24 protein-coding genes are annotated in these 25949 nt (G+C 39.4%); 7 read left to right on the top strand and 17 right to left on the bottom strand.

Going from position 1 to position 25949, the window contains the following annotated elements:
- Positions 1-246: 246 nt before the first annotated feature.
- The gene (gltS, locus tag ACYSN2_RS10720) at positions 247-1500 is read right to left on the bottom strand and encodes a sodium/glutamate symporter (protein WP_461750250.1); all 1254 of its coding nucleotides are present in this window, start codon (positions 1498-1500) and stop codon (positions 247-249) included.
- Positions 1501-1727: 227 nt separating this feature from the next.
- Between gltS and lolA the strand changes: the two genes are divergently transcribed.
- Together lolA and ACYSN2_RS10710 are read left to right on the top strand one after the other, a co-directional pair.
- A complete protein-coding gene (lolA, locus tag ACYSN2_RS10715; protein WP_461750247.1) occupies positions 1728-2411 on the top strand; it encodes an outer membrane lipoprotein chaperone LolA in 684 nt (227 codons plus the stop codon).
- Positions 2411-3730, top strand: a complete 1320-nt coding sequence (locus tag ACYSN2_RS10710; RefSeq protein ID WP_461750246.1) for a replication-associated recombination protein A — start codon at positions 2411-2413, stop codon at positions 3728-3730. The genes lolA and ACYSN2_RS10710 overlap by 1 nt, the downstream gene beginning before the upstream one ends.
- 179 nt (positions 3731-3909) lie before the next feature.
- Here the strand turns inward: ACYSN2_RS10710 and ACYSN2_RS10705 are convergent, their stop codons facing one another.
- The 11 genes from ACYSN2_RS10705 to ACYSN2_RS10655 all read right to left on the bottom strand — a co-directional run bounded on the left by ACYSN2_RS10705 (position 3910) and on the right by ACYSN2_RS10655 (position 14343).
- Positions 3910-4974: a DMT family transporter gene (locus ACYSN2_RS10705; protein WP_461750245.1), complete on the bottom strand. Its 1065-nt coding sequence runs from the start codon at positions 4972-4974 to the stop codon at positions 3910-3912.
- Between the two features lie 35 nt (positions 4975-5009).
- Positions 5010-5699: an urease accessory protein UreD gene (locus ACYSN2_RS10700; RefSeq protein WP_461750244.1), complete on the bottom strand. Its 690-nt coding sequence runs from the start codon at positions 5697-5699 to the stop codon at positions 5010-5012.
- Positions 5700-5811: 112 nt separating this feature from the next.
- Positions 5812-6447 (bottom strand): urease accessory protein UreG, encoded by a 636-nt coding sequence (gene ureG, locus ACYSN2_RS10695; protein ID WP_461750243.1) that lies wholly within the window; start codon positions 6445-6447, stop codon positions 5812-5814.
- Between the two features lie 148 nt (positions 6448-6595).
- Complete coding sequence (locus tag ACYSN2_RS10690; protein ID WP_461750242.1) at positions 6596-7336, bottom strand: urease accessory protein UreF; 741 nt, start codon at positions 7334-7336, stop codon at positions 6596-6598.
- Complete coding sequence (locus ACYSN2_RS10685) at positions 7278-7721, bottom strand: urease accessory protein UreE (protein WP_461750241.1); 444 nt, start codon at positions 7719-7721, stop codon at positions 7278-7280. The genes ACYSN2_RS10690 and ACYSN2_RS10685 overlap by 59 nt, the downstream gene beginning before the upstream one ends.
- Before the next feature lie 73 nt (positions 7722-7794).
- Complete coding sequence (gene ureC, locus ACYSN2_RS10680; protein WP_461750240.1) at positions 7795-9507, bottom strand: urease subunit alpha; 1713 nt, start codon at positions 9505-9507, stop codon at positions 7795-7797.
- A gap of 6 nt (positions 9508-9513) precedes the next feature.
- Positions 9514-9873, bottom strand: a complete 360-nt coding sequence (locus ACYSN2_RS10675; protein ID WP_461750249.1) for an urease subunit beta — start codon at positions 9871-9873, stop codon at positions 9514-9516.
- 96 nt (positions 9874-9969) lie between these two features.
- A complete protein-coding gene (gene ureA, locus ACYSN2_RS10670) occupies positions 9970-10272 on the bottom strand; it encodes an urease subunit gamma (protein ID WP_461750239.1) in 303 nt (100 codons plus the stop codon).
- A gap of 873 nt (positions 10273-11145) precedes the next feature.
- Positions 11146-12564 carry a glutamate--tRNA ligase gene (gene gltX, locus ACYSN2_RS10665; RefSeq protein ID WP_461750248.1) on the bottom strand — a complete coding sequence of 473 codons (1419 nt, stop codon included), beginning with the start codon at positions 12562-12564 and terminating at the stop codon, positions 11146-11148.
- A gap of 146 nt (positions 12565-12710) precedes the next feature.
- Entirely contained in the window at positions 12711-13526 is an 816-nt protein-coding gene (gene tatC / locus ACYSN2_RS10660; protein WP_461750238.1) for a twin-arginine translocase subunit TatC, read from the bottom strand.
- 4 nt (positions 13527-13530) lie between these two features.
- Positions 13531-14343 (bottom strand): cytochrome C assembly family protein, encoded by an 813-nt coding sequence (locus ACYSN2_RS10655; protein WP_461750237.1) that lies wholly within the window; start codon positions 14341-14343, stop codon positions 13531-13533.
- 128 nt (positions 14344-14471) lie between these two features.
- Between ACYSN2_RS10655 and ffh the strand changes: the two genes are divergently transcribed.
- The 3 genes from ffh (at position 14472) to ACYSN2_RS10640 (ending at position 17285) form a co-directional block, all read left to right on the top strand.
- Positions 14472-15821 (top strand): signal recognition particle protein, encoded by a 1350-nt coding sequence (gene ffh / locus ACYSN2_RS10650; protein WP_461750236.1) that lies wholly within the window; start codon positions 14472-14474, stop codon positions 15819-15821.
- Positions 15822-15977: 156 nt separating this feature from the next.
- Positions 15978-17024, top strand: coding sequence for a S49 family peptidase (locus ACYSN2_RS10645; RefSeq protein ID WP_461750235.1), 1047 nt, complete (start codon positions 15978-15980; stop codon positions 17022-17024).
- Between the two features lie 36 nt (positions 17025-17060).
- Positions 17061-17285, top strand: a complete 225-nt coding sequence (locus ACYSN2_RS10640) for an HAD domain-containing protein (protein ID WP_461750234.1) — start codon at positions 17061-17063, stop codon at positions 17283-17285.
- An 80-nt stretch (positions 17286-17365) separates the two neighbouring features.
- Here the strand turns inward: ACYSN2_RS10640 and ACYSN2_RS10635 are convergent, their stop codons facing one another.
- Entirely contained in the window at positions 17366-17626 is a 261-nt protein-coding gene (locus ACYSN2_RS10635; RefSeq protein WP_461750233.1) for a hypothetical protein, read from the bottom strand.
- Between the two features lie 270 nt (positions 17627-17896).
- The gene (locus tag ACYSN2_RS10630) at positions 17897-19954 is read right to left on the bottom strand and encodes an OPT family oligopeptide transporter (RefSeq protein WP_461750232.1); all 2058 of its coding nucleotides are present in this window, start codon (positions 19952-19954) and stop codon (positions 17897-17899) included.
- 268 nt (positions 19955-20222) lie between these two features.
- Between ACYSN2_RS10630 and ACYSN2_RS10625 the strand changes: the two genes are divergently transcribed.
- Entirely contained in the window at positions 20223-20990 is a 768-nt protein-coding gene (locus ACYSN2_RS10625; RefSeq protein ID WP_461750231.1) for a hypothetical protein, read from the top strand.
- A 145-nt stretch (positions 20991-21135) separates the two neighbouring features.
- Here the strand turns inward: ACYSN2_RS10625 and ACYSN2_RS10620 are convergent, their stop codons facing one another.
- Both ACYSN2_RS10620 and ACYSN2_RS10615 read right to left on the bottom strand, forming a co-directional pair.
- A complete protein-coding gene (locus ACYSN2_RS10620; protein WP_461750230.1) occupies positions 21136-21531 on the bottom strand; it encodes a methylglyoxal synthase in 396 nt (131 codons plus the stop codon).
- Between the two features lie 53 nt (positions 21532-21584).
- On the bottom strand, positions 21585-23015 hold the full coding sequence (locus ACYSN2_RS10615; protein ID WP_461750229.1) for an alanine/glycine:cation symporter family protein: 1431 nt from the start codon (positions 23013-23015) through the stop codon (positions 21585-21587).
- Positions 23016-23362: 347 nt separating this feature from the next.
- Between ACYSN2_RS10615 and ACYSN2_RS10610 the strand changes: the two genes are divergently transcribed.
- Positions 23363-24622, top strand: coding sequence for a D-amino acid dehydrogenase (locus tag ACYSN2_RS10610; RefSeq protein ID WP_461750228.1), 1260 nt, complete (start codon positions 23363-23365; stop codon positions 24620-24622).
- A gap of 177 nt (positions 24623-24799) precedes the next feature.
- Here the strand turns inward: ACYSN2_RS10610 and ACYSN2_RS10605 are convergent, their stop codons facing one another.
- On the bottom strand, positions 24800-25714 hold the full coding sequence (locus ACYSN2_RS10605) for a hypothetical protein (protein WP_461750227.1): 915 nt from the start codon (positions 25712-25714) through the stop codon (positions 24800-24802).
- Positions 25715-25949: the final 235 nt, after the last annotated feature.

The following is a 25949-nucleotide window of genomic DNA, read 5'->3' as shown; positions in this document are numbered from 1 at the left end:
CCTTTCTTCAAGGGTAAGATGTGAATAATGCGACATAATTCAACTCCGGGAAGGGATGGATAATGGAACATTGTCACATCTTACTTCCGTTTCAGATAGTTAAAAAGTGTCGCACTTCATACTTGGATCTAAGATATAAAAAAATCCCACCTTTTTGGCGGGATTCTATTTTTGATGTTTTGAAGGGATACTTTGAATTATCCAATCCTTAGATTCGATATCCAAAATACCATTATATTGTGAATCTTAACCACCTGTTACGGTAGCCGTAACTTGTGGGAAGATCGGTAACATGAGATAGAGTTTGATGACAATCACGTTCACAAGGTCGATGAAGAATGCACCGACCATTGGTACCACTAAGAATGCTTTCGGTGATGGACCAAAACGCTCAGTCACTGCTTGCATATTGGCAATGGCTGTTGGGGTTGCACCCAATCCAAATCCACAATGACCCGCTGCAAATACCGCTCCATCAAGATTTTTACCCATAACAGTATAAGTTACAAAGATTGCATAAAGCGCCATGAAACATGCTTGAACGCCGAGAATAATAATCATTGGAACCGCAAGCGATTTGAGTTCCCATAATTTAAGACTCATGAGTGCCATTGCAAGGAAGAGAGATAAACTCACGTTTCCAACGATGGATACGGAACGCTCAAAGATAATTTGATTGCTGATGAGTGAAAGAAGGTTGTTAATGATTACGCCGACAAACAGTACACATACGAATGTTGGAAGAGCGAATTTCGTGTCACTTAAAAGATTAGAGAAAAGTGTTCCTAAAGCGATAGAAATCAATACCATTGTGATGGTTTCGAGAAGCGCTGTTGACGTGATACGGCGACTTGCACGAGGCTGTTCAAATGCCGTGATATTATCTGAAGCTTCAGCAGGTTTTCCACCATCTAAGATGGTTGTATTTAATTTTTCTTGACGATTACGAAGTAAGAATTTCGCAACAGGACCGCCGACTAAACCGCCGAGAACAAGCCCGAATGTCGCACAAGCCATCGCAATTTCAGTTGCATTGGTAAAACCATACTCTTTAGAGAATACATCACCCCAAGCAGCTCCAGTTCCGTGTCCGCCTGCTAAGGTAATAGAACCTGCAAGTAATCCCATTAGAGGATCAAGACCAAGCGCTGAAGCAAGACCGACACCGACACCGTTTTGAATCACTAAGAAGATGATGACAACAACGAGGAAAATAACGAGCGAAAGACCACCTGAAAGGAGACTTCTAAAGTTTGCATTTAATCCGATTGTTGCAAAGAACATAAGCATTAATGGGGTTTGTAGAACTGTGTCAAACTTGATTTCAAAATCAAAATAACTTTTTAGAATTAAGATTGTGAATGCAACTAATAGACCACCTGCCACAGGGCTTGGAATAGTAAATTTATCAAGAGCTGGGATTTTGGCGACAACAATACGACCGAGTAGTAATGTTAGACAGGCCATGACCATTGTTCCGTAGACATCGAACGATATCATATTTGAGCTTATCATTAAGGTGACTCCTATAACTTCCGTTTTATAAAACTTGTAATATCCTATAGTGGTTTATAGTGATAAAAAAGAATAAAGCAGAACGTGCTAATGATATTTTCTCTCTAAAATCAGAGGGTTTATCCTCGAGATCTGATTCTATAATATCCGCCGTTCTGCTATACTGACTTACCTAAAAATCTTGTAGAAACTTACCAAAGGGTGCATCTATAATGAAAAAATACCTAAAAATAATCGTACCAATAGTCATGGTGCTTTTTCCTGTAAGCTCTTATGCAGATCAACAGTTTATCGTGGATTATTTTAATAATTTTCAGACGCTTGAGGCAAACTTCACACAAGAGGTTATCACTAAAGATCGCAAAGACACAACTTCTGGGCAGTTAATTATTGATAAAAAATCAGCCACAAGTTCAGCCACTAATGAGAGAATGCAAGGAAATAAGGGCAATTCTGGGAATCATCAGGGACCACAATTTTTGTTCGATTATACGAAACCTTATCATCAAATGTTAATCAGTAATGGCTCTCAATTTTGGTTTTACGATGTAGATCTTATGCAAGTCATTATGAAGCCGATTAAAGATGTGGTTGAAAATCCTGTTTTACAAATTTTACTCAGTGATCAGGGGTTAGATCAAAACTTTGATATTAAAACGATTCGTGATCGCCGTGAATATCTATTAACGCCTAAAGTACAAAATAGCGATCTACAAATTACCGATATTCAAGTGATCTTCGCAAATCGTAAGATCTACTCATTTAAAGTGGAAGATATCACAGGTCAAAATATCTCTTTTATTGTCAAAAGAGTCGTAGAAAATAAGGACATTGATCCTTCTGTATTTGATTTTAAAATCCCACAAGGTGTGGATGTGATTGACGAGACAAAATAATGAATGATCTGTTTGATGATCTGATTCAAGAGAAAAATCTACAATTCACTCCATTAGCAGATTTGGCGAGACCGAAGAAACTTGCGGATGTGGTAGGGCAGAAGCATCTGTTAGGAGAAGGGAAGCCTTTATACGAAGCATTTAAAAGCGGTGCGCCTCATTCGATGATCTTCTGGGGCCCACCCGGCGTTGGTAAAACGACGATTGCGAATTTAGTGGCTGCAGAATTTGATGCAGAGTTTATCTCTTTATCGGCAGTATTTTCAGGCGTAAAAGAGATTCGAGAAGCGATTAAGGAAGCGGAAAGCTATCGTTTACAAGGTCGCCGGACGATTCTGTTTATTGATGAAATCCACCGTTTTAATAAAGGGCAACAAGATGCCTTGCTTCCTTTTGTAGAATCAGGACTTGTCACGTTCATCGGTGCAACCACAGAAAATCCCTCTTTTGAAATTAACCAAGCGTTGTTATCTCGCGCGTTTGTCTATGTGTTAGAACTATTAGATGAAACGGCTATTTCAGAACTTGTTGATCGTGCTTTAGCGCAATATTTTCCTGAGTTTTCGTTAGAAGATGCCGGCAGAGAGATGCTGATTGATTATGCCGGCGGTGATGGACGGCGTTCTCTGAACTTATTACAGCAGTTACTCACAATTGCAAAAAGTCATGATGAAACTGTTGTCAGCCAAGCATTAGTAGCGAAAACCTTAACGAATCAGCCTAAAAAATTCGATAAAGGCGGCGATTATTTCTATGATCAGATCTCGGCGCTTCATAAGTCGATTCGTGGTTCTGATCCTGATGCAGCGCTCTATTGGTTTTCACTCATGATGGAAAGTGGCGTAGATCCTCGTTATTTAGGTCGTCGTATTTTAATGATGGCGTGGGAAGATGTGGGTTTAGCCGATCCTAGAGGGATCCAGATCGCAACAGATGCGCTCACCACTTACGAGCGTTTAGGAAGCCCAGAAGGTGATTTAGCGCTTGCGCAAGCGGCAATCTATTTGGCGTGTGCCGCAAAATCCAATGCCGGTTATATGGCATTTAAAAAAGCACGATACTTTGTTGCCGGCGATCAAACAAGAGCAGTCCCTTTTCATCTTCGAAATGCACCTACAAAGCTTATGGCTGAACTCGGTCATGGTAAAAACTACCGCTACGCTCACGATGAACCCGGTGCTTATGCTGCCGGTGAATATTATTTCCCAGATGGCATGCAAGAGATGAAATGGTATGAACCCACAGATCGAGGGTTAGAAAAACAGATCAGTGAAAAGCTGAAATACCTTGATACATTAGATGAAGCGGCGAGAAAGTGATGGTCTTAGAGTTTCTTTAAGAGAGCATCAATGTAAGGGAAGGGGTATTACCAAGATTATATTTAAAAGATATAAATAAAACGATCATAAGCACCTGTTTATGATCGTTTTTTGTTTTATTGATATTTACTCGATAGAATTAATATCAGCTTGTCTAAATGACAATTATTTACTGTATGTTAAATCGCTTCTTTTGTCCGTTTTGGAAACTTAATGAGACCATTTTGGAATGCAACGGCTATCAGTACAATCACGACTCCGAGAATTTGGATCCAAGTTAATGACTCTCCGAACATTACTGGTGCAATAACCGCAACAGTTGCGATAGGGCTGAGTAGTAATAGACCCGCAACAATCGTTGGGTTCAAACGAACCGCACCATATTGAACAAATGTCCATGCTACAGCTTGACCTAATACTCCTAACACAATCATCCAGAACCAGTTTATAGCAGTAATAGGATCACCCACTGTTGTTTCTGGATTCATTGGGAGAACACCATCAATAAATACACCATTAGTTAGGTCAAATCCTCGATCAGAGAAGAAGATCATGAAAAGCGTTGGAGCTAAAAGCTGAGCTGCAGTTGCCCATGCCATCGGCTGAACAATTTTCATCATACTCACAGATGATGCAGGGTTTACTCTCGTTGCTTTTCGGCTAGAGTAAAGGTAGATACCATAACAACAACCTGACGTCATACCACAGATAGTTCCAAGAACAGCGATATTGATGCCATATACATGTGTTGGACCTGTTGCAATTGCATCAGTAGGGTTGAAAATACCCCCAGACATCATCACTCCGAGAATCATGATCGGCGCGATAATATAGTAGCTCTTAGGAATTCTTTCTTTATCAATGAAGAATGCTAGCGCAGGTAAAATAATGACTTGTATGTTGAGTAAGATTGAAGCAATACCTGAACCAACATAGAAGATCGAATAGTTCCAAGCTGTAAAGTCTACACCTAAGAATAGACCTGCCATCACAGAAAGAAATATACCTTCTTTATTCAAACCTCCAATTTTTTTATATTCACGAATTGCAAATGGTAAGAGAGCTAAAAGACCGATTCCACAACGAAGAACAGCAGAAGTTGCCGGTTCGAAGTTTGCCAGTTTGACCCAAGGCGCAGTAAATGAAAGAGCAGCGATTCCTATAAGGAGAATAATATATGCAGGTGCATTTGATCCCCTTGTTGTTTCAGCTGATGAGATGCTTGATTCAAGATGTTTTCCCAAAATTTATCTCCTATATAAGATACATTATTGAGGCATTAGCTCTTATAGCTTGTGAACTCATGCCAGGTATTGTTCATTTCTTGTTTTAGCAATACTAAGTCTGATGCAAGCCATCTAACATTAATTGCTTTTCCATCAAGAAATGAAGCACACGCTTTTACGTGCGCGAACTGCTGAAGTTTCTCATTTAATCTTTTGATATCTATCTGTTGTATAGAGGGCGTTACAAACCACATCGATCCAACATATAAATATCCTTCAAGTAAGCCTAATTGGCTAAGATCCATATGAGCCGGTGAAAATAAGAGAGAGTCATAAATTAAACAATCCTCTCCCATCCAAACTTGAAAATTTGATCTGACATCCTTGTATTGGAATATTTCTCCTCGTTTTTCACGCCCAGGGGATAAAATTTCACCCCAAAGCAAGCTCGCATCCTGCGCCATGTGAACAATAGTTTCTCCATGAAATTTAGCTTCTTCAAAAGGAATTATCGCTTCAGTTTTCCATGAAAGACTTGCTTTAGAAGCAAGTGATATATGAATATTTTGTGAACTACATTCTCCGTTAAATGCGGGATATATTTTTACCGCGGATTGTGGAATTAGGCAGACATTAGCGCCTTCTTGAATATCTATTTTAAAGTCGTTTTGGTCGCCTGCTAGTAAACCACCCGATGTTTCTACCATATAGACAGTAGCTTCAGATGGATCTTCAGAGTTCATATACAATGCTCGACTCGCCCTAAGAGGCGGAGTCTGATAGCAATGGCTTATGATCGTTTTATCTCTTCGACTGGTGAATGTTAAAGATAAAGAACCATTATGTTGTAATTGCTTAGCTGAGATTGGTTTCCGATTCATGAGGTTTTACTCCAAACAAAAGATCCGATTTAATCCAAGAAAGAATTTCACTTAGACCTTTTTCAGTTTTAATATCTGAAAAAACAAAAGGTCTTTCACCTCTTGAATTTTTGGTATCACTCTTCATCTTGTCGAGATCTACACCCACATAAGGTGCAAGATCTGTTTTATTGACAACAAGTAAATCAGAACGTGTAACGCCAGGGCCGCCTTTTCTTGGGATATCTCCGCCTTGTGCAACATCAATCACAAAAACGAAAGCATCTACTAATTCAGGGCTGAATGTTGCCGAGAGATTATCACCACCACTTTCTAAAAGAATGATGTCGAGATCATCAAAGCGTTGATTCAGCTCATCAATCGCTTCAAAATTCATGGATGCATCTTCGCGGATAGCTGTATGAGGACATCCCCCAGTTTCAACTCCTATGATACGATCAGGATCAAGAACCTTTTCATTAATCAGGAAGTTAGCATCTTCTCTTGTATAGATATCATTTGTAATAACAGCGATCTTGTATTCTTTTTTTAATTCTGCAGCAAGTTGCTTTATAAGCGTTGTTTTCCCTGAACCTACTGGTCCACCAATGCCAAGACATACTGTTCTCATTTTGTAATCTCCTTATAAACTACTTGTAATCAAGCACCTTAATTAGACTTTTTCTTAAGATGGCAATCATGACAAGCAGAAATTAATTTCCCAATAATTTTATGTAAATCTGCTGGATAAGCAGTCGATACCTATATTTTCTCTTGTCTTATGACATGAATAACCGAGAATGCAGGAATTCATGTTTCATGGATGCAATTTCAAGAGCTATCGAGTTGTTATCTAGATCATCTAGGTCTAATGTCATCACTCGATTAACTGTTTCTCGAATAAGAGGCAACAATGCAAATACTGTTTTTACGCCACTCATTTGTCCAAGTGGAACTGCACGAACCGCATTTTGTACGAGTGCGGTAATTGAGGAATAAAAAAACATTTCAATCGCAGTCTTTAGGTCAGCACCTAAAACGGCGGTATAAATGCCGTAAGCAATGGCATAATGTCCCTTTATTTCCTGATTTTTTAGTTTTTCATACCACTGCGTAATCAATTCGTTATCAGTTAATTGATACACTGTATGTAAAAACTGCCGACCTATTCTTGCACTTGCTGTTCTTGTTTCTGGAGATAGCTTGATGCCATGGCAAATATTCTCAAGGTGTATAAGAGCTTTATTGTCTTGCTCCTTTGCAAGACAATAAGCTTCCTTAATGAGAATGCCATCACCTGATGCAAGATTATGACGGATATACATGGCAAGAAATTTTTTTAAATCTTCTTCATCTCGAAGAGTACCGTTTTGAATATATGTTTCCATCCCGAAAGAGTGAGCGAAACTTCCGGTTGGAAACGCAGTATCATGAATTTGAACAAGATGTAAAAATAATGGGTCAGTGCTGATGTCCTCTATATTTGAATGGTTCTTTGAATCGTCTCTCAGATTCTTCATAGCTAACTCCCACTTCATCCATTAATTTCTCGAGTGTGTGATCATAACGAACAAGAATTTCACTATCATCAATAATGCATTGGGTATGACGGTTTCCTAATTCGAACGCCATCTTCCCCATTTCTTGCATGCTCTTAGGTGTAATAACATAGACTTTTTCCAATTTCGTACGAATCGCTATGAGCGTATTGTCATCTTCATACAAGATATCTCCATAATGAAGATGACCGCCTTCCTGAAGTGATATGGAAACATCCATACCACCCAGTGTTTGCTTACGTAATATTTTTTTGTTTAAGTCTTCCCAGTCAATCTCAAGCCAGTCAACATTTTTGTTTAGTGTCTTAAGATTGCTGATATTTCCTATCGTCTTCGTAAAAATCACGATTAGTATCCTTCTATATGTTTTTTACAAAATTACTTCAAAATGCTATTCGCTATATTGAAATTCATGATTGTTAAAACATGAAGTATCTTTGGCTCATTGCTGCATTCTCAAGTGGTTCACATTGAATAAGTTCTCCATCTACCTTCACTTCATAGGTTTCAGGATTAATATCAATGACCGGCGTTGCATCATTCCACTTCATATCTTTTTTGCCAATATTTCTACAATTTTTGACAGTACCGATACGACGTTTCAGACCTAGCTTCTCCGGAACACCTTTTTCAATGGAACTTTTCGACATAAAGGTAATGTTCGCAGTGTATTTAGCACTACCCATTGCTCCAAACATTGGGCGGAACATCACAGGCTGAGGTGTCGGGATAGATGCACCTGGGTCACCAAGTTGTGCATAAGCGATAAAACCACCCTTAAGAATTGTTTCAGCTTTTACACCGAAGAACTTTGGTTGCCAAAGGACTAAGTCAGCAAATTTACCCACTTCAATAGAACCAATTTCATGGGAGACACCTTGAGCAATTGCTGGGTTAATCGTATATTTTGCAACATAGCGTTTCACACGTAAGTTATCTGAATTATTTTTCTCTCCAGATAATGCACCGCGTTGCTTTTTCATTTTATCCGCAGTCTGCCATGTTCTCATGACCATCTCACCTGCTCGACCCATTGCAAGAGCATCTGATGACATAATACTAATCACACCTAAGTCGTGAAGAATATCTTCTGCTGCGATTGTTTCTGGACGAATTCTAGAGTCAGCAAATGCCACATCTTCAGGTACGTTTTGACTAAGGTGATGACAAACCATCAACATATCTAAATGTTCATCAATGGTATTCACCGTGAATGGTCTAGTTGGGTTTGTTGAAGAGGGAAGTACATTAGGTTGTCCTGCCATCTTCATGATATCAGGAGCATGTCCACCACCAGCACCTTCGACGTGGAATGAGTGAATGACTCGCCCATCAATTGAACGAAGCGTATCTTCAAGGAAACCTGCTTCGTTTAATGTGTCTGTATGGATTGCAACTTGGATATCAGCTAGATCAGCGACTTGTAAGCTACGGTCAATGGATGCTGGAGTTGCTCCCCAGTCTTCATGAATTTTAAGACCTGCTGCACCAGCATCAATTTGTTCCATAAGAGGAGCGAGAGATGACGCATGACCTTTCCCTAAGATACCAATGTTTAAAGGGAAATCTTCAGCAGCCTTTAACATCATTTCGATGTTCCATGAGCCTGGAGTGATAGTTGTTGCCTTTGTACCTTCAGCAGGACCTGTACCGCCACCAAATAATGTGGTTGTACCATTTGCCATCGCAACAGCTAACTGATCTGGTTCAATGAAATGTACGTGGGTATCGATTGCGCCAGCTGTAACAATTTTTCCTTCTCCAGCGATCACTTCAGTAGCTGCTCCACAAATCATATTGGGAGTAACGCCTTCCATAATATCTGGGTTACCAGCTTTACCAATTCCGACGATATAGCCATCTTTGATACCAATATCTGCTTTATAAATTCCTGTATAGTCGAGAATAAGAGCATTCGTGATAAGGAGGTCTAGAACATTTTCATCACGAGTAAAGGTTCCGTTTTGTCCCATACCTTCGCGTAGAACTTTACCGCCACCAAATTTATTTTCATCACCGTAAGAAGTATAATCTTTTTCGACTTCAATCCATAAATCCGTATCTGCTAAGCGAACCTGATCGCCTACGGTTGGACCAAAATTATCTGCGTACTGTTGTCTGTTATATTTCATTTCTTACTAAGCTCCTTTAAAACCTAACTTTTCAGCTCTTTTGATAATTTCATCGACATTATCAATGGAACCGTTAGTCAAATCACTAACTCCGTAAACACAGCGATTTCCGCCTAACTCTACGAGTTCAACTTCCATCTCTTCGCCTGGCTCAAATCGAACAGCAGTACCGGCTGGAATATTTAATCTCTTGCCTACACCTGCTCGGCGGTCAAATGAAAGTTGTCTGTTAACTTCGACAAAATGGATATGGGAACCAACTTGGATGGGGCGATCTCCCGTATTTGCAACGCGGATACGTACAGTAGTACGTCCAGCATTTAGCTCAATAGGATCTTTTGCGAGCCTATATTCGCCAGGGACTATATAATTTTTTTCACCTTGAGTGTTCACTTTAATACCTCTCCTATTTTCAGTAATTCATAGATTTTCGAAAACAATTGGGATCTCTATTAACAACGTTTAGGAGATCGGATTATGTACAGTTACAAGTTTGGTGCCATCTGGGAAGGTCGCTTCTACTTGAATATCAGCGATCATTTCAGGAACACCGTCCATTACATCATCTCGAGTTAATACATGTTTTCCCGACTCCATTAATTCAGCCACTCTTTTTCCATCACGAGCGCCTTCAAAAATAAAGCTAGTAATAATGGCTATAGATTCTGGGTAATTTAGCTTTAGGCCTCTCTCCTTACGTTTCCAGGCCAACTCACTTGCCAGAAAAATGAGTAATTTTTCTTTCTCTACGGGGTTTAAATGCATTACTATTCACCTCATTTATTCAAAGTTTGACAGCTTTCATTCTTCACACCTTTCTCAATAAAGGATTGAAAATAATCTGTTATAGAACTAATAGCCATAATATTATTTCTGTATTAACTTATAATGTAAGCGAAACCTTTGAGGATTTACTGAAAATTAACTTAAAGATTTAATGCTTAAATATATAATCCATTAACAGAAAGTAATGCACATAGGATCTACCTCATTGACTATAACGTCAAGTTATTTTGATTGGTTGCTTACCTTTGTTTTTAAGAATATACATCTGTATTTATAGTTAAACTCATGTAAATTTGAGGTTGTTGCATTGTATTACCATGGTATATTTACTATCGTAAATTTATAGTAATTTTGATATTAATCAAAAAATAAAAACCTGATTAGTTACATATTTTTAATATAAAAACGAATTATATATAAATAAATTAACTAAATAATTATTAATGATTTAGTTAGTATTATCTAATTGAATTTTTCAATGTCGTGATCGCTTGTATTTTTTAATGGCTTCAGCGTAATAAACTCAGTCGTTATTGAGTATATTTCATTGTTTTAATGGTAGTAATTGATTAACTGCTGAAGGTATTATTTAGATTTTTGATGAGATTAAAACAGACATGAAATGGTCATTTTAATTATTGAGAAAATATTAGCGGGTATTCATTTCGTTGCGAAAATGAAGACTGAGGCAGAGTTAAAGCATTTTTCCCAAGAATACTCGAAAAGGTATCGCAATATTCTTTGATTGTTTTTTGTCTTTAAAAACCGGATATAAATAGTGCGACAATCTTTAACTCTGAGAGCTAAAGATTGTCGCACTTTATCTTGTATTTAATTAATAGATGATTTTAATTAGATCATCGCAATGGCTTTGTTAAGACGCTCAATAGTGCGATCTTTACCTACCAAGTAGAGTGTTTCATCAAGGTTTGGTGAGTTTGTACGACCAACAATTGCCGTACGAAGAGGCATTCCTACTTTCCCCATTCCTACTTCAAGATTCACAGTCACTTGCTTTACAACCGCATCGAGCGCTTCAGGTTTCCATTCAGTCACTTCTGAAAGAAGACGAACTAGCTCTTCAAGCACAGGTTTTGAAGTTTCTGTGATCTGTTTCGCTTTTGCCGCTTCATCCATTTCTATCTCTTCAACAAAAAGGTATTTCACCATTTCTGCGAGTTCAACGAGTGTTTCTGAACGTTTAACGTGAGATTGAACTACTTCTGTTAAGTAGTTATCAAACTCCGGCGTATCTTCTGTTTTAACGCCCGCTTTCTCAAGGAAAGGTTTTAATAGCATTGCAAGTTCCGCTGGGTTTTTCTCAATCATATAATGCTGATTGAGCCAGAGAAGTTTAGAAGTGTTAAATGCACTTGCAGATTTGTTCACATTTTTAAGATCAAAGAATTCAACCATTTCATCAAATGAGAAGATCTCCTGATCGCCGTGTGACCAACCTAAACGAACGAGATAGTTAATCACAGCTTCCGGCAGGAAACCGCGATCATAATATTCCATAACGCCAACAGCGCCATGACGTTTAGAAAGTTTCTGACCATCGTCGCCTAAAATCATCGCAAGGTGCGCAAACTGTGGAACAGGTTTGCCCATTGCTTTGAAGATGTTTACTTGACGATAGGTGTTATTGATATGATCGTCGCCGCGAATCACGTGTGTGATTTCCATATCCACATCATCCACAACCACACAGAAGTTGTAAGTTGGTGAACCATCGCCACGAGCGATAATAAGGTCATCAAGCTCGCTGTTTTGAACACTTAAATTGCCGTGAACAAGATCCGAGAAGCTTGTTGCGCCAATTTGTGGGTTTTTAAAACGAACAACAGGACGAATACCTTCCGGTACTTCAGGAAGTGTTTTGCCTGGTTCTGGGCGCCATGTCCCATCGTAACGAGGTTTTTCTTTGCTCGCTTCTGCTTTTGCTCTCATTTCTGCAAGCTCTTCTTGTGTGCAATAGCAATAGTAAGCATGACCACTTTCAAGAAGTTCATCTACCACTTCTTTATAACGATCGAAACGTTTAGTTTGGTAGTAAGGACCTTCATCATACTTAAAACCAAGCCATTCTAAGCTCTCCATAATTGCTTCAACGGCTTCCGGCGTTGAACGCTCAAGGTCTGTATCTTCGATACGAAGTACCGTTGTACCCTTGTTATGTAACGCAAAAAGCTGAGAGAAAAGTGCTGTTCTAGCACCACCAATATGAAGATAGCCCGTTGGAGATGGGGCGAAGCGAGTTTTAATCATAATAATTGATCACACTGTCCGTTTTAAATAAAAAAAGAATAAAAAAACCGATTTATGCGGATATTTTTGAAGGGTTATTATACCACTTTTAGATTCTTATCCACAGATAAATCGGTGTTTTGCGATGCTGTTATTGAAGAGGAATGCCGTTATTGCTTCTCACTTTCTGATGCTTCAACGCTATAATTTGAATTTTCATTTGTATCATCATCAGTTTCATTATTGGCTTCTTTTTTAGCGCGATTTTTCTCAATTCTTTTGCCGATATAGAGCCCAAGTTCAAAGAGAAGAAGCGCCGCTGTTGCAAAGATAATCATGGAGAAAGGATCGGGCGGTGTTGCGATTGCCGAGAATGTGAAAACGCCGATGATAATGTAAGGGCGCTTTTTAATGAGGCTTTCAGTGCTAATGATTCTCAGAGAAATGAGGATAATGAGCACAATCGGAATTTCAAACACAATGCCAAAGAAGAAAAACAGACGTAAAACCGTTGAGAGATATTTGCTGATGTCCGTAGCAATTTCCACGCCCGATGGTGCAGAGCTTGAAAGGAACTTAAACATTACCGGCATGACGGCATAATAAGCAAATGCCATGCCGAGATAAAAGAGCAGGACGCTTGATGCGATAATTGGATATGCCACTTTTTTCTCATGCTGATAAAGCCCAGGTGCCACAAAACTCCATACTTGATATAAAACCCATGGAATGGCGATGAAGAATGAAACCCAAAGCGTGAGTTTAATCGGCACGATAAATGGCGCAATTACGTCTGTTGCAATCATTTTTCCGCCTTCAGGAATTACTTTTAGAAGCGGTGTTGCAACGAAATTATAGATATCATTTGAGAAGTAAACTAAGCAGATAAAAACGAGTAAAACGCCAATGCCGGCACGAATAAAACGATCTCGAAGTTCGATCAGATGATGAATGAAGGATTGTTCTTTTAAAGAGTTATTAGTCATAATTTTATAATGAATGAAGCGCAATTAACTCTTCTGCAGAAGAGGCGAAAAGATATTCCTGAATGAGGCGTGTGCCGGTAATGCCAAGGAGTAAAATGATGGCAGTTAGTAAAATACACTTTGCTGCCGCTTTTCCTCTTAATCCAAAATAGCGATGCGCAAATAAAATGCCGCCATATAACAACCAAGAGAGCGCGATTAATATAGTTTTATGCACAAAATGAGGTGCAAACCATTGATCAATAAATGCGAAACTTGTGAGTAAACTCAAGGTTAATAGAATAAAGCCCATGAGTAATAATCTAAAAAGAAGCACTTCCATCCGCATAATCGGCGGTAATTTATGAGTAATAGACTTCTTCTGTTTCAATGATTTATCACGAAGATAAACTAATAATGCTTGAATCGATGCCATTAATAGAATCGCATAGGCAACAATTGACGTTAAAATATGAAGACTTAACCAAGGGGAAGGCGTACTAAAACTTACTTCTTGCGTGTTGAATAATGTTAATATCTGTACAATGGTTGCAAATGCAGTAAGCCCAATGGCTGTATTGAGATGTCTTCTCATATAAGGAATGACAATCAACAGCATGATAAAGACAGTGATGGAAAGTGCTTCAATGGCACTGACTTGTTGAAAATCTCCGCCGGCGATTTGGTAACTGAGGATGGTTCCTTGCGTTAAAATTCCGGTAATGAGGGAGATATAGCTCAGCTGTAAACACCAATTGCGCCGTTTTTGAGAAAGGGCACATAATAAAAAGAGTGTTGACAAAAGATAGAGTCCAATATTGATGGTAACTAACGTCATGGTCTTAAGATTCTTACCTTTTTATATCTAGGAGGGAACTTTAAACAAGTCCCCATTTCAAGTAAACTATACAATGATTTTACTAGAAATTTCATAAGAAATATAAATAAAAGCTAAAAAGGGTTTTTATGTTTGAGAATTTAAGTGATCGTTTACGACAAACGATGCGCTCGCTTCGCGGACAAGCGAGATTAACAGAGAGCAATATTCAGGATGCGCTTCGTGAAGTCCGAATGGCGCTTTTAGAGGCAGACGTTGCCCTTCCTGTTGTTAGAGAATTTATTAATCAGGTGAAAGAGCGTGCGGTCGGTAAAGAAGTGATCGACAGCCTCAATCCTGGTCAAGTATTTATTAAAGTGGTTCATGAAGAACTTATCCAAATTATGGGTGAGAGCAATGAATCCTTAAATTTACGCGTACAACCGCCGGCAATTATCTTAATGGCAGGTTTACAAGGTGCTGGTAAAACCACGAGCGTTGGTAAGCTTGCGCGTTTCTTAAAAGAGCGTGAGAAGAAGAAAGTTGCGGTTGTGAGTGCGGACGTATATCGTCCTGCGGCAATTGAACAGCTTAAAACGGTTGCAGGGCAAGTCGGTGCGGAATTCATTCCATCTACAGCTTCTGAAAAGCCACAAGATATCGCCCGTAAAGCGATTGAAAGTGCAAAACTCATGAATGCCGATGTCTTGATTGTCGATACTGCAGGTCGTCTTCATATTGATGAAGAGCTCATGGACGAGATCAAAGAAGTTCATGCGGTATTGAATCCTGTGGAAACGCTCTTTGTTGTGGATAGTATGACAGGGCAAGATGCGGCAAATACGGCAAAAGCATTTAATGATGCGCTTCCGTTAACCGGCGTGATCTTGACGAAAATTGATGGAGATGCGCGCGGTGGTGCGGCACTTTCTATTCGTCATATTACGCAAAAGCCGATTAAATTCTTAGGGGTTGGTGAGAAGCTTGAAGCACTTGAGCCTTTCCATCCCGATCGTTTAGCATCTCGAATTTTAGATATGGGTGATGTTCTATCACTTGTTGAAGAGATGGAAGCGAAAGTTGATAAGGATGAAGCAGAGCGCCTGACGAACAAGTTCAAAAAAGGCGAAGGCTTAGACTTAAATGACTTCAAAGCGCAAATGGAACAGATGCTCAATATGGGCGGTATCAATACGCTCTTAACAAAATTGCCGGGAATGGGCGATATTGCTGAGAAAGCGAAAGGAAAAGTGGACGATAAAATTTTCGTACAGAAAATTGCGATCATTAATTCCATGACGCCAAAAGAGCGTGCAGATCATAAGCTTATCAAAGCACCTCGCCGTAAACGTATTGCAGATGGTGCCGGCGTGAATATTCAAGAAGTGCATAAGCTTCTAAAAGAGTTCGATCAGATGCAACGCATGATGAAGCAATTTAAAGGTGGCGGTGTTCGTAAGATGATGCGCTCTTTAAAAGGCAAAATGCCACGCCGATAGAATCGAGCGATTCAGCATTTAAAACAGATTGAAATTGAAAAGAGAAATGTTCGAAAGACGTTTCTCTTTTTTATCCATGATAGAGAATATTTTGTATGAATTTCCCGTATAGTGAAATCATATTTCTTATTAAAACAGGTAAAAAGGATCAACATTATGAGCGAATCCACCCACTCCGGCATTCCCCCTTATATTGATAAACAAGCGATTTCACAAGCTGGAAACGCTCATGAAAATAGCATCAACAGTGATCTGTTAGCAAAAACGCTTGCGAATGCACTCAATAACGCAACGGTGGAAGCTCGCCGTAGAAGGCGTTGGAATATCTTCTTTAAACTCACTTTTTTGATGATTTTTGTGTTGATGGTTTTAGGTTTACTAGCCGGCAATAGCATGAAAGGAAGTAATATCCAGATTGATGATTCCGGCAATATCATTACGCGTTATACGGCGGTGATTGATGTGAAAGGCGAGATTGCAGAAAATAGCGATGCGAGCGCAAGCCGAATGATTTCCGGCATTCAAAGAGCATATCAAGATCCTTATGCCGTTGGCATTATTTTACGAATCAATTCAGGTGGTGGATCGCCAGTACAAAGCGGTTATGTATATGATGAAATTAACCGTTTACGAGCGCTCTATCCGGAGAAGAAAATCTATAGCGTGATCGAAGATATCGGCGCTTCCGGCGCGTATTATATTGCGGCGGCAACGGATTATATCTATGCGGATAAAGCGAGTTTAGTCGGATCCATTGGTGTGACGGCGGCGAGTTTTGGTTTTACAGGATTGATGGAAAAAGTCGGTGTTGAACGACGTTTATATACTTCCGGCGAATATAAAGCGTTCTTAGATCCATTTTCTCCTCAAAATGCCGTTGAAACAGATTTTTGGAAAGAAGTTCTGAGCGGCGTGCATGATCAGTTTATTGCCGCTGTGGAAAATGGACGAGGAACCCGTTTAAACGTTCAAGAGAACCCAAATCTTTATAGCGGTTTAGTTTGGAATGGGGAACAAGCGCTAGAAATTGGTCTAATTGATGGTTTAGGTTCAGCGCAAACGGTTGCGCGTGAGGAATTATCGGCTGCATATTTAGTGGATTTTACCGAGAAAGAAGATCCTTTTGCGAAGATGATGAAAGAGCTTGGAATGGGCGTTGTTTCCGGCGTAAAAGCAGCATTTCCTGAAATAGAATGGCGTTAATGTATTTCTTGATGTGGAAGTGTTTTGGATAGTGATATGAAACTATTTTTAGATATTGATGGTGTGATGGTTCATGCCAATCCGCATCGAACTGTGGAGCATGAAGAAGATGGTTTCTATCGCTTTAATCTACAAGCGATAGAAGCTTTAAATATGCTCATCAAAGAGATGAATATCGAGGAGATCATTCTCTCTACATCTCATCGCTTTAATTTTAATCCTTACAAGTCCTTATATTGGGTTAAGGGACATAGAGATTAGGGAATTTTTAGTACAAGAAAAAAGCCAAAACTAGTTTTGGCTTTTATTTTTGATCTTTTATTACATTCATCTGTTTCAAATTAACGAGTTGGGCAAGCGATTCTGTTTGATACAGTTTTAGTGTATTGAGCGATTACTTGACCATTTTTAAGTTTTTGGTAAGAACAGAATTTTTTACCGTATGCGCCTTGTGTTTCTCCTACTAAAACTTCAGTAACAGGAGAATAGTTATTGTGATAACCGTTGTTGTAATCACCGTTGTTGTGGTATTTGTATGCGAAAGATTGGTTCGCAAGAAGTGCGGTTGCTAAAACAAGACCTGTAATTGTTAATTTTTTCATAAATCATACCTTTGTTTATATATAGTTAATATTAAAATCAGCCATTTATATATAATAGCTATTTGTATATTAATGTATAAAATTATAAAATCAAATAATATTATATATTTTAATTAATCGATTTTTTTAAGCAAAGCGATGTCTTGTGATTGAAATAAGTTTCATGTTAGAAATTAAAAGGCTTTAAGCATGATGCTTAAAGCCTTTTGTTTTTCTTCATTGTTTTAAAAATTTAATAGCACGTTACATTTCTAATTAGTTTACTTTAATCTAGTTTTTCAACGCTGAAAGCGCACGTCTTACGAAAATTACGGCAACTAATACGAAGATAAATAAGCCGAGAAGCTGTTGCACCATCGGTGTTGAAGTGCCGAAGATATCTGTCATTTGACCAAGAAGCGATAATGGTGCATTTTTACGATCATCGGGCACAGCATCAATATTCATGCTTACCACAATAATTGCCGCCATAATGACGCCGACTAAGCTTTCACCTACGATTAAACCGGAAGCGATAAGTGCGCTACGACGATCTGCTTTTTGATGCGCTTGATTGCGCGCATCTTCAGATTGCTTCTCAAGACGTTTATGCACCATGCGTTTAATGATCCATGAGATTAATCCGCCGATAAAGATCGGTGTTGTAATGCTCGGTGGCAGGTAAATCCCCATTCCCACAGCTAATGCCGGCAAACGGAATTTTGAACCTGTCTGCTTTAAGATGAAATCAATGGCAATAATCACGGCACCAATCACAAGCCCGATAATAATCATCGACCATTCTAAGTTGCGAGAGAAAATACCGGAAGAGATGGTTGCCATAAGTGTCGCTTGCGGTGCTGCTAATACTTGTGTTGGATCCATGTTTTCTCTAGGAAGTGCGCCGGTAAAACCATACGCTTGATAGAGAATATCTAAGATTGGTGCAATCACAATCGCCCCGACAATACAGCCCACGAGAAGCGCAACTTGTTGTCTCCAAGGCGTTGCATGAACAAGGTAACCTGTTTTGAGGTCTTGTAAGTTATCGTTAGAAATACTCGCAATAGCAACGACGGCACTTGTTGTAAAGAGCGCAAGCGCTGTTGCAAATTGCTTGCCATCCGCCGTTTCCATTAAACCGCCGGTTTCTCCTACAAAGAGAAGTAAAAGTGCGGCAATCGTCACAGCGACAATGCCAATGCCGGAAATCGGACTTGCAGAAGAACCCACTAATCCCGCCATGTAACCACTTGCAGCGGCCACTAAGAAGCCCATGACAAACGCGAAAACCACAGATACGATCACTAATGTCCATGCAAAACCTGCGGAGAGATTGGCATCGGCAATAAAGGTATAAAACGTACCTAATAAGATCGCTAACATCGCAATCATAATCATTAAAATGGTTTTCGGCGAGAGATCTTGTTCTGTACGATTCGTAGAATTGCCGGTATCGCCTTTGAGTGCGCCGAGCGACATTTTAATGCCTTCAATCACAGGCTTGAAGAGCGTTAATAACGTCCAAAGTGCGGCAATGGCTAATGTGCCAGCGCCGATAAAGCGCACATCTTCCGCCCAGATTTGAGAAGCGATCGCCGCATAACTCATCTCCGCAGGGAAATCGCCGGTGCTACTTAAAATCGGAACGGCAACGCCCCAAGCCATGAACGCACCGATAATAATCGCGATACAAGACACGATTCCCACTAAATAACCGGCGCTCATGAGCGCTAAAGAGAAACCCATGGGGATTTGGAAAATCGCTTTGCCGGCAACCGCCCAATAAGATGTGCTTCCTGAAAGAATTCTAAAGCCACTTGTAAATAGCGTAACGGCAGCAGCGATTGCGCCACCAAATAGAATATCTTTCAGCCCTTCTTTCGAGGAGCTTTTACCATTTTTATCGACTTCTTCACTGCAACCTGCTTTGAGGATTTCAGCTGCGGCAACGCCTTCAGGATAAGGAAGATCACTCTTCACAACCATCACATGACGAAGCGGAATAGAGAAGAGTACGCCGAGCATTCCGCCGGCAGCGCAGATTAAGAACGTCATGAGGAAGTGGAAATCATTCCAATAGCCGATCATCAATAATCCCGGAATGACGAAGATGATGGAAGATAACGTGCCGGCAGCAGAAGCCTGCGTTTGCACCATGTTGTTTTCTAAAATGGTGGAACCGGCGAAGAGTTTGAGAACCGCCATGGAAATCACAGCAGCCGGAATGGCGGAAGAGAAAGTGAGTCCGACTTTAAGTCCAAGATACACATTTGAAGCGGTGAAAATCACCGTAATAAGCGCTCCGAGGATCATTCCCCGGAGCGTCAGTTCTCGCATTTGATTCATGAGTAATCCTTAATAATCAATTTGAAAGATAGTTTAAAAAAAGGGCTAGTCTACTATTGATCATTGAGAGTTGCACACAAATGGTAGTTTTTTGTAAATCAGATTAAATAATTAATACAAAGTATTGAAAACCGTCGTTCGCAGGCAAAAATTGACATTTAAAACGGCATAATAGAACGCATTATCCTCTTTATTGTAAATATTTATTGTGAATATTTATCGTAACTGTTTTTTGTGGAAATATGCGTCACAAAATAGGAGTCAAAAAGTGTCTTTTAAAGAACCTGCTTTACAGGTAGATAATTTTTCTTGGTACGGAATGTTGAAAGATTCTTGGAAATCGACCACGGGATTTAAACAGCCGATAGCGTTAAGCCTTATCTACATTATTGTTATTTTAAATATTGGCATTGTCTTTATGGCGTTAGGAAGATCGGTATTTAGTTTGATTTCCTTCTTTGGCATCTTGATCTATTGCAACGCTTCCTTGAATGTTGCGATGTCTAAATTAGCATTACGGCATTTAAGAGAAGAGCCCATTGATTGGAAGTGGGATTTTATCTCCTTCTTATTCCAAATGCCTTTTTTGAAATTTTTACTCACAAGTCTACTCTTTATCGTATTCTATATTACGCTTGGAATCGCACTGTTTTGGGTGATATCGTTAGAAAATTCAATGCTGAGCATATGTGCGATTATTTTGAGTATGATCATTTTTTTCTATTGCATGACGGCGTACTCTTTCGTATTTCATATCTTGAATGATCGGCATCATATTGGAATTTTCAGCGCTTTAAAGTTGTCTCGGAAGCTTGTAATGCCAAGACTTTGGAAAATTTTAACGCTCTATTTAACGGTATTGTTTGCAATAGTAATCATCTCGATTGTGATCTATATTTTGCTCACCATTGTGATCATTGGTTTATATCCGCATTTTATTCAGGGGCTGAGTTCTATCGAAGCGTCGTTTATCTCTTGGATTCCTCAGATTTGGATTCTCATTTCATTTATATGTTGCCACTATTTAGTATCTTAGTGAGTAAGCTTTATCTGCGATCGATTCATCAAGAGAACCATCAATGAGCTTTAAGGTTTAAAAACTTTGATTGAATAATAGTTATAAAAAAGGCTTCTAATCCTAAGATTGAAGCCTTTTTTGATGAATGTTTGAAATGAACGGATTAATGATCGTAATCGTTATCAATTAATACTGCTTTCATAAGTAGACTTGCCGTTGCCGTATTACACGCAATCGGAATGTTATAGAGCGTTGATAAACGAATCAAGGCTTTTACGTCAACATCGTGTGGCATTGGTGTGAGCGCATCGGTGAAGAAGATGAGCATATCTAATTCGCCAGAACAGATTCTTGCACCTAATTGCTGATCTCCGCCTAAAGGACCGCTTTTAAGGCAAGTGAGCGAGAGATCTGGATACGCTTCTAAGATGTGCTTCCCCGTTGTTCCTGTTGCAAACAACTCGTGTTGACGAAAGTACGGCAAGTAATCGCCAACCCAATCGACTAATAATTTCTTCTTTGCATCATGTGCGACAAGCCCGATGGATAAAGATTTCATAACAATCCTCTTATAAAGTGAGATGAGATTTCGTCTGATTGTACCTGTAAAATCTACTTTTCAGAAGCCTGAGATATTTTTAATCGTCCTAAAAGCGGAATCGATTTCCAACGTAATCCTGAAGACTCTATCACCACAAGCGGTGCTAAGAGAAAGAGCGCCGTGATATTGGGAAGCACCATTAAGCCATTAAATACGTCTGCTAATTGCCAAACCACATCGACTTTCACAAAGGAAGCGCCGAAAATCCCGATCACGGCAACAAGCTGAAACAGCGGTACGGCAATGCGGTTTTGAAAGAGATAACGAACATTCGTTTCGGCATAATAGTACCAACCGATAATGGTGGAAAAGGCGAAGAAGAGCAGGGAGACGGCGATAAAAATCCCGCCCGCAGAGCCAAAAACCATCTCATAGGCATATTGCGTAATCGTAATGCCGGTGCCTTCTCCTTCAAAGAAGCTCAAGAATGAAGGATTCGTAGAGCCCGAAGCTTCCCAACCGCGAATGCCGGAAGTAATAATCACAAGTCCTGTTAATGTCACAATCACGCCGACAACAAATACGCCCATCATGGCGATATATCCTTGCTCTTCCGGTGTTTTTACCTTTGCAACAGCATGTGCATGCGGCGTTGAACCCATTCCGGCTTCATTGGAGAAAAGTCCTCGTGCAATTCCAAGACGCATCGCTTGTTGAATCGCAATACCGGCACCGCCGCCGAGTACCGCTTCCGGATTAAATGCCGCAATAAAGATCATTTTAAATGCCGGCAATATGAATTGATAATTCATCGCCAAAACTATAATGGCACCAATGAGATAGAAAAATGCCATAGAAGGCACAACTTTTTCGGTAAAAGAGGCAATGTTTTTAATACCGCCAATCACGACAAAAGCCACTAAAACCGCAACGACTAAGCCGGTAATCCATGTGGGAATATTGAGGGATTTTTCAAATGCCGAAGCGATGGAGTTTGATTGCACCATGTTTCCAATTAAACCGAGTGCAAGAATAATAAGGATCGCAAAAAGTACGGCAAGCCATTTTAAACCAAGCCCTTTTTCAATGTAATACGCAGGACCGCCGACCATTTGTCCGGAATGATCTTTGGTTTTATATTTTTGCGCCAGCATTGCTTCAGCATAGATTGTTGCCATTCCAAAAAAGGAAGAGACCCACATCCAAAAGATGGCACCCGGTCCGCCGGCAATAATAGCTGTTGCCGGACCTGCAAGGTTTCCGGTTCCCACTTGTCCGGCGATTGCGGTTGAAACAGCTTGGAAAGAACTCATTCCGCCTTTATCCGCTTTTTTGCCGGAAAGGGTAAATTTTGAAAAGAGCGCATTGACCGCAGTTTTAAATTTTCGAACCTGAATCCCTTTCAGAATAATCGTATAGAAAATCCCAATACCGCAGAGAAGATAGATTAAAAGATAATCCCAAAGGACGGTTTGGATGGTTGTCAAAATTGACTCAAACATAGTGTGATAAAAGCCTTTACTCAATGATGTTGAATGAAAAACAACTTTAAGATTCTCATATTGAGAATCTATGTATCTTTAATTGTGATTATTATAATCACAATTTATGAAAGATGGTAGTGTTGATTTGAATAATCTTGGCAAGATTTCTGATGAAACATACGATCTTTCGCAAGTTATCATTGAAAGATTTTTAGCTATTATGGGGAAGTCTGTATAATACGCAGACAGCTTATTAGTAATATTATTAGAATCATTACTAAGTTTATTTAATAAAATAAATCGTCTTTTTAATATTGATTTGTAATCGATGATTTAGCATGAATATGTTGTGAGGGGGCTTAAATATGGATGTATTAGTATTGGGAAGTGGCGTTGTTGGAACATCGCTTGCTTATTACTTAGCGAAAAAAGGGTTTAAAGTTACTGTTGTAGATCGCCAAGAAGGTGCAGGACTTGAAACAAGCTATGCTAATGCAGGACAAATATCTCCAGGATATGCAACGCCATGGGCAGCGCCGGGAATTCCATTTAAAGCAATGAAATGGATGCTTCAAAGAAAACACGCACCGCTTGCGATTAAAATGACTGCTAGCATGAAGCAGTATAAATGGATGATGGATCTGCTCTTAAACTGTAATGAGAAGAGTTATGCGGTGAATAAAGCACGCATGGTTCGTGTGGCAGAATATAGCCGCGATTGTTTAAGAGAACTTCGTGAAGAGATCGGGCTTCATTATGAAGAGCGTACATTAGGCACAACACAATTACTTCGTACAGAAAAACAGATGGAAGCGATTAAAAGCGATATTGCGGTATTGGAAGAGTTTGGCGTTCCGTATGAAGTTTTAGATCAAGAAGGCATTATTGCCGCAGAACCGGCATTAGCTAAAACTGCTTATAAACTTGCCGGCGGTTTACGTTTACCAAATGATGAAACAGGCGATTGCTATCTCTATACTTCTCGTTTAGCGGAAAAAGCGAAAGAACTTGGCGTGGAGTTTAAATTTGGTCACGTTGTAGAAAAAATCGAAGTTGCTGGCGATAAAGTCACCGGCGTTTGGATTGATGGCGAGCGTTTAACTGCTGATAATTACGCCGTTTGCTTAGGAAGCTATGGAGATAATATCTTAGCGCCGATCGGCATTAATATTCCGGTATATCCGCTCAAAGGATATTCCTTAACGATCCCCATTACCGATCCGGCAATGTCACCAAAATCAACGATTTTAGATGAAACCTACAAAATTGCGATCACTCGTTTTGATGATCGTATTCGTGTGGGAGGTATGGCGGAGCTTATGGGATATGATCTCTCTTTAGATCTACGCCGTAGAGAAACGTTAGAGTTCGTCACGAATGATCTTTACCCTGATGGCGGAGATATTCCAAAAGCAGAATTCTGGACAGGATTACGTCCGGCAACGCCAGATGGTACACCGATTTTAGGAAGAGCTAAATACGATAATCTTTTCCTCAATATCGGACATGGAACATTAGGTTGGACAATGGCTTCAGGTTCAGGGCGTTATGTGAGCGATCTCATTGCCGGCGTTACCCCTGAAATTAGTACAGAGGGTTTAGATATCACGCGTTATAAAAAGTAAGCGAATGAAGAATCTGTAAGATTATTGATCAGATTTTTTATAAGATTCTCATTAGATATCGAAGTAAAAAAGAGGATTGTAAGGTGCATTTAAAAGCACAGTACAATCCTCTTTTTATTATCATTTTTATAGCCTCTTTACAGCTTTTGATGACAACATTCGCTGGGATATTAGACTTTATTCTGAGGATTCTTGATTCATATTTTTCTCTAAATAAGGGTCGTTGATTAAATGCAGATATATCAATCCATGTACTGATGTCAGGAAAGGGATTAGCCATAAGGAAATAATGAACATTATGAAATAGGCTAAAAGTACGTAGATGAAAACAGAGAGGATGCCAGCTGTGTAAGGATCATTCGCTATCAGTAGAGGTAGAACAATTAAAGCTATTACAGTGAATAAAATCCACATCGATATATATAGGATAATGAAGAGAACAAGATAAAAAACACCTATTTTTAACCAACGGTTCATAATGAGTTTTCGTGAGGTTTCCATGACTTTCCAGAATCCCATTGTGGGATAATCCGCCATAATAAAAAGGACTAACGAATAGAAAAGAGCTATTGCAAATAACACACAATATAGAGTGATGACGAGTAAACCTTCAAATAGTGAGCTTTCGATAGACTGAAGTAAAAATCCCATTCCCAAAAGTGGGATCAAGGTGAAAATGAAGAGCACAATATTGATAAGAAACAATCGGCCCATTATCGGAAAGAAACTAAATAGCCCGTCGAGTAAGGGATTGCGCCACTTTCTGAGGTGCCTTAACGTGATTTGAGAAAATCCGGCAACTAATGCGACATTGATCATAAGATTGAATAACATAAATATGATGGCGCCGATGCCGGGCATAGAAGAGCTATATGCAAAGCTGTGGTGGCTAGGTGTCATTGCAATGCTGATACCTAAAAATATTAAGTTAATCGCTAAACTAATGAGAGATACTAAAAAATATTTAAGTTTTAAACCTTTAATGGAGGCGATTGCCTTTTTAAGGATATCGAAAACATTAAAATTATAATTTCCTTGAATGATCTTCTGTAGTTTTTGATCCAAGGATAGCCTAACGGGATTTTTCAACATATTGATAAAACCTTTAAGGAGTTGTTAGTAAATAGCATTGAATAGATCGCTATTATAAGGAAATAAACTTCAATATGAGTAAAATGCAGAATCCTACTTTTAATCTTCCTTAGATCCAAGTATGAAGTGCGACACTTTTTAACTATCTGAAACGGAAGTAAGATGTGACAATGCTCCATTATCCATCCCTTCCCGGAGTTGAATTATGTCGCATTATTCACATCTTACCCTTGAA

The organism is Ignatzschineria sp. LJL83 (assembly GCF_054871845.1).
The sequence above is the reverse complement of the archived record's forward strand: the minus strand, read 5'-3'. Positions and strand labels throughout refer to the sequence as shown.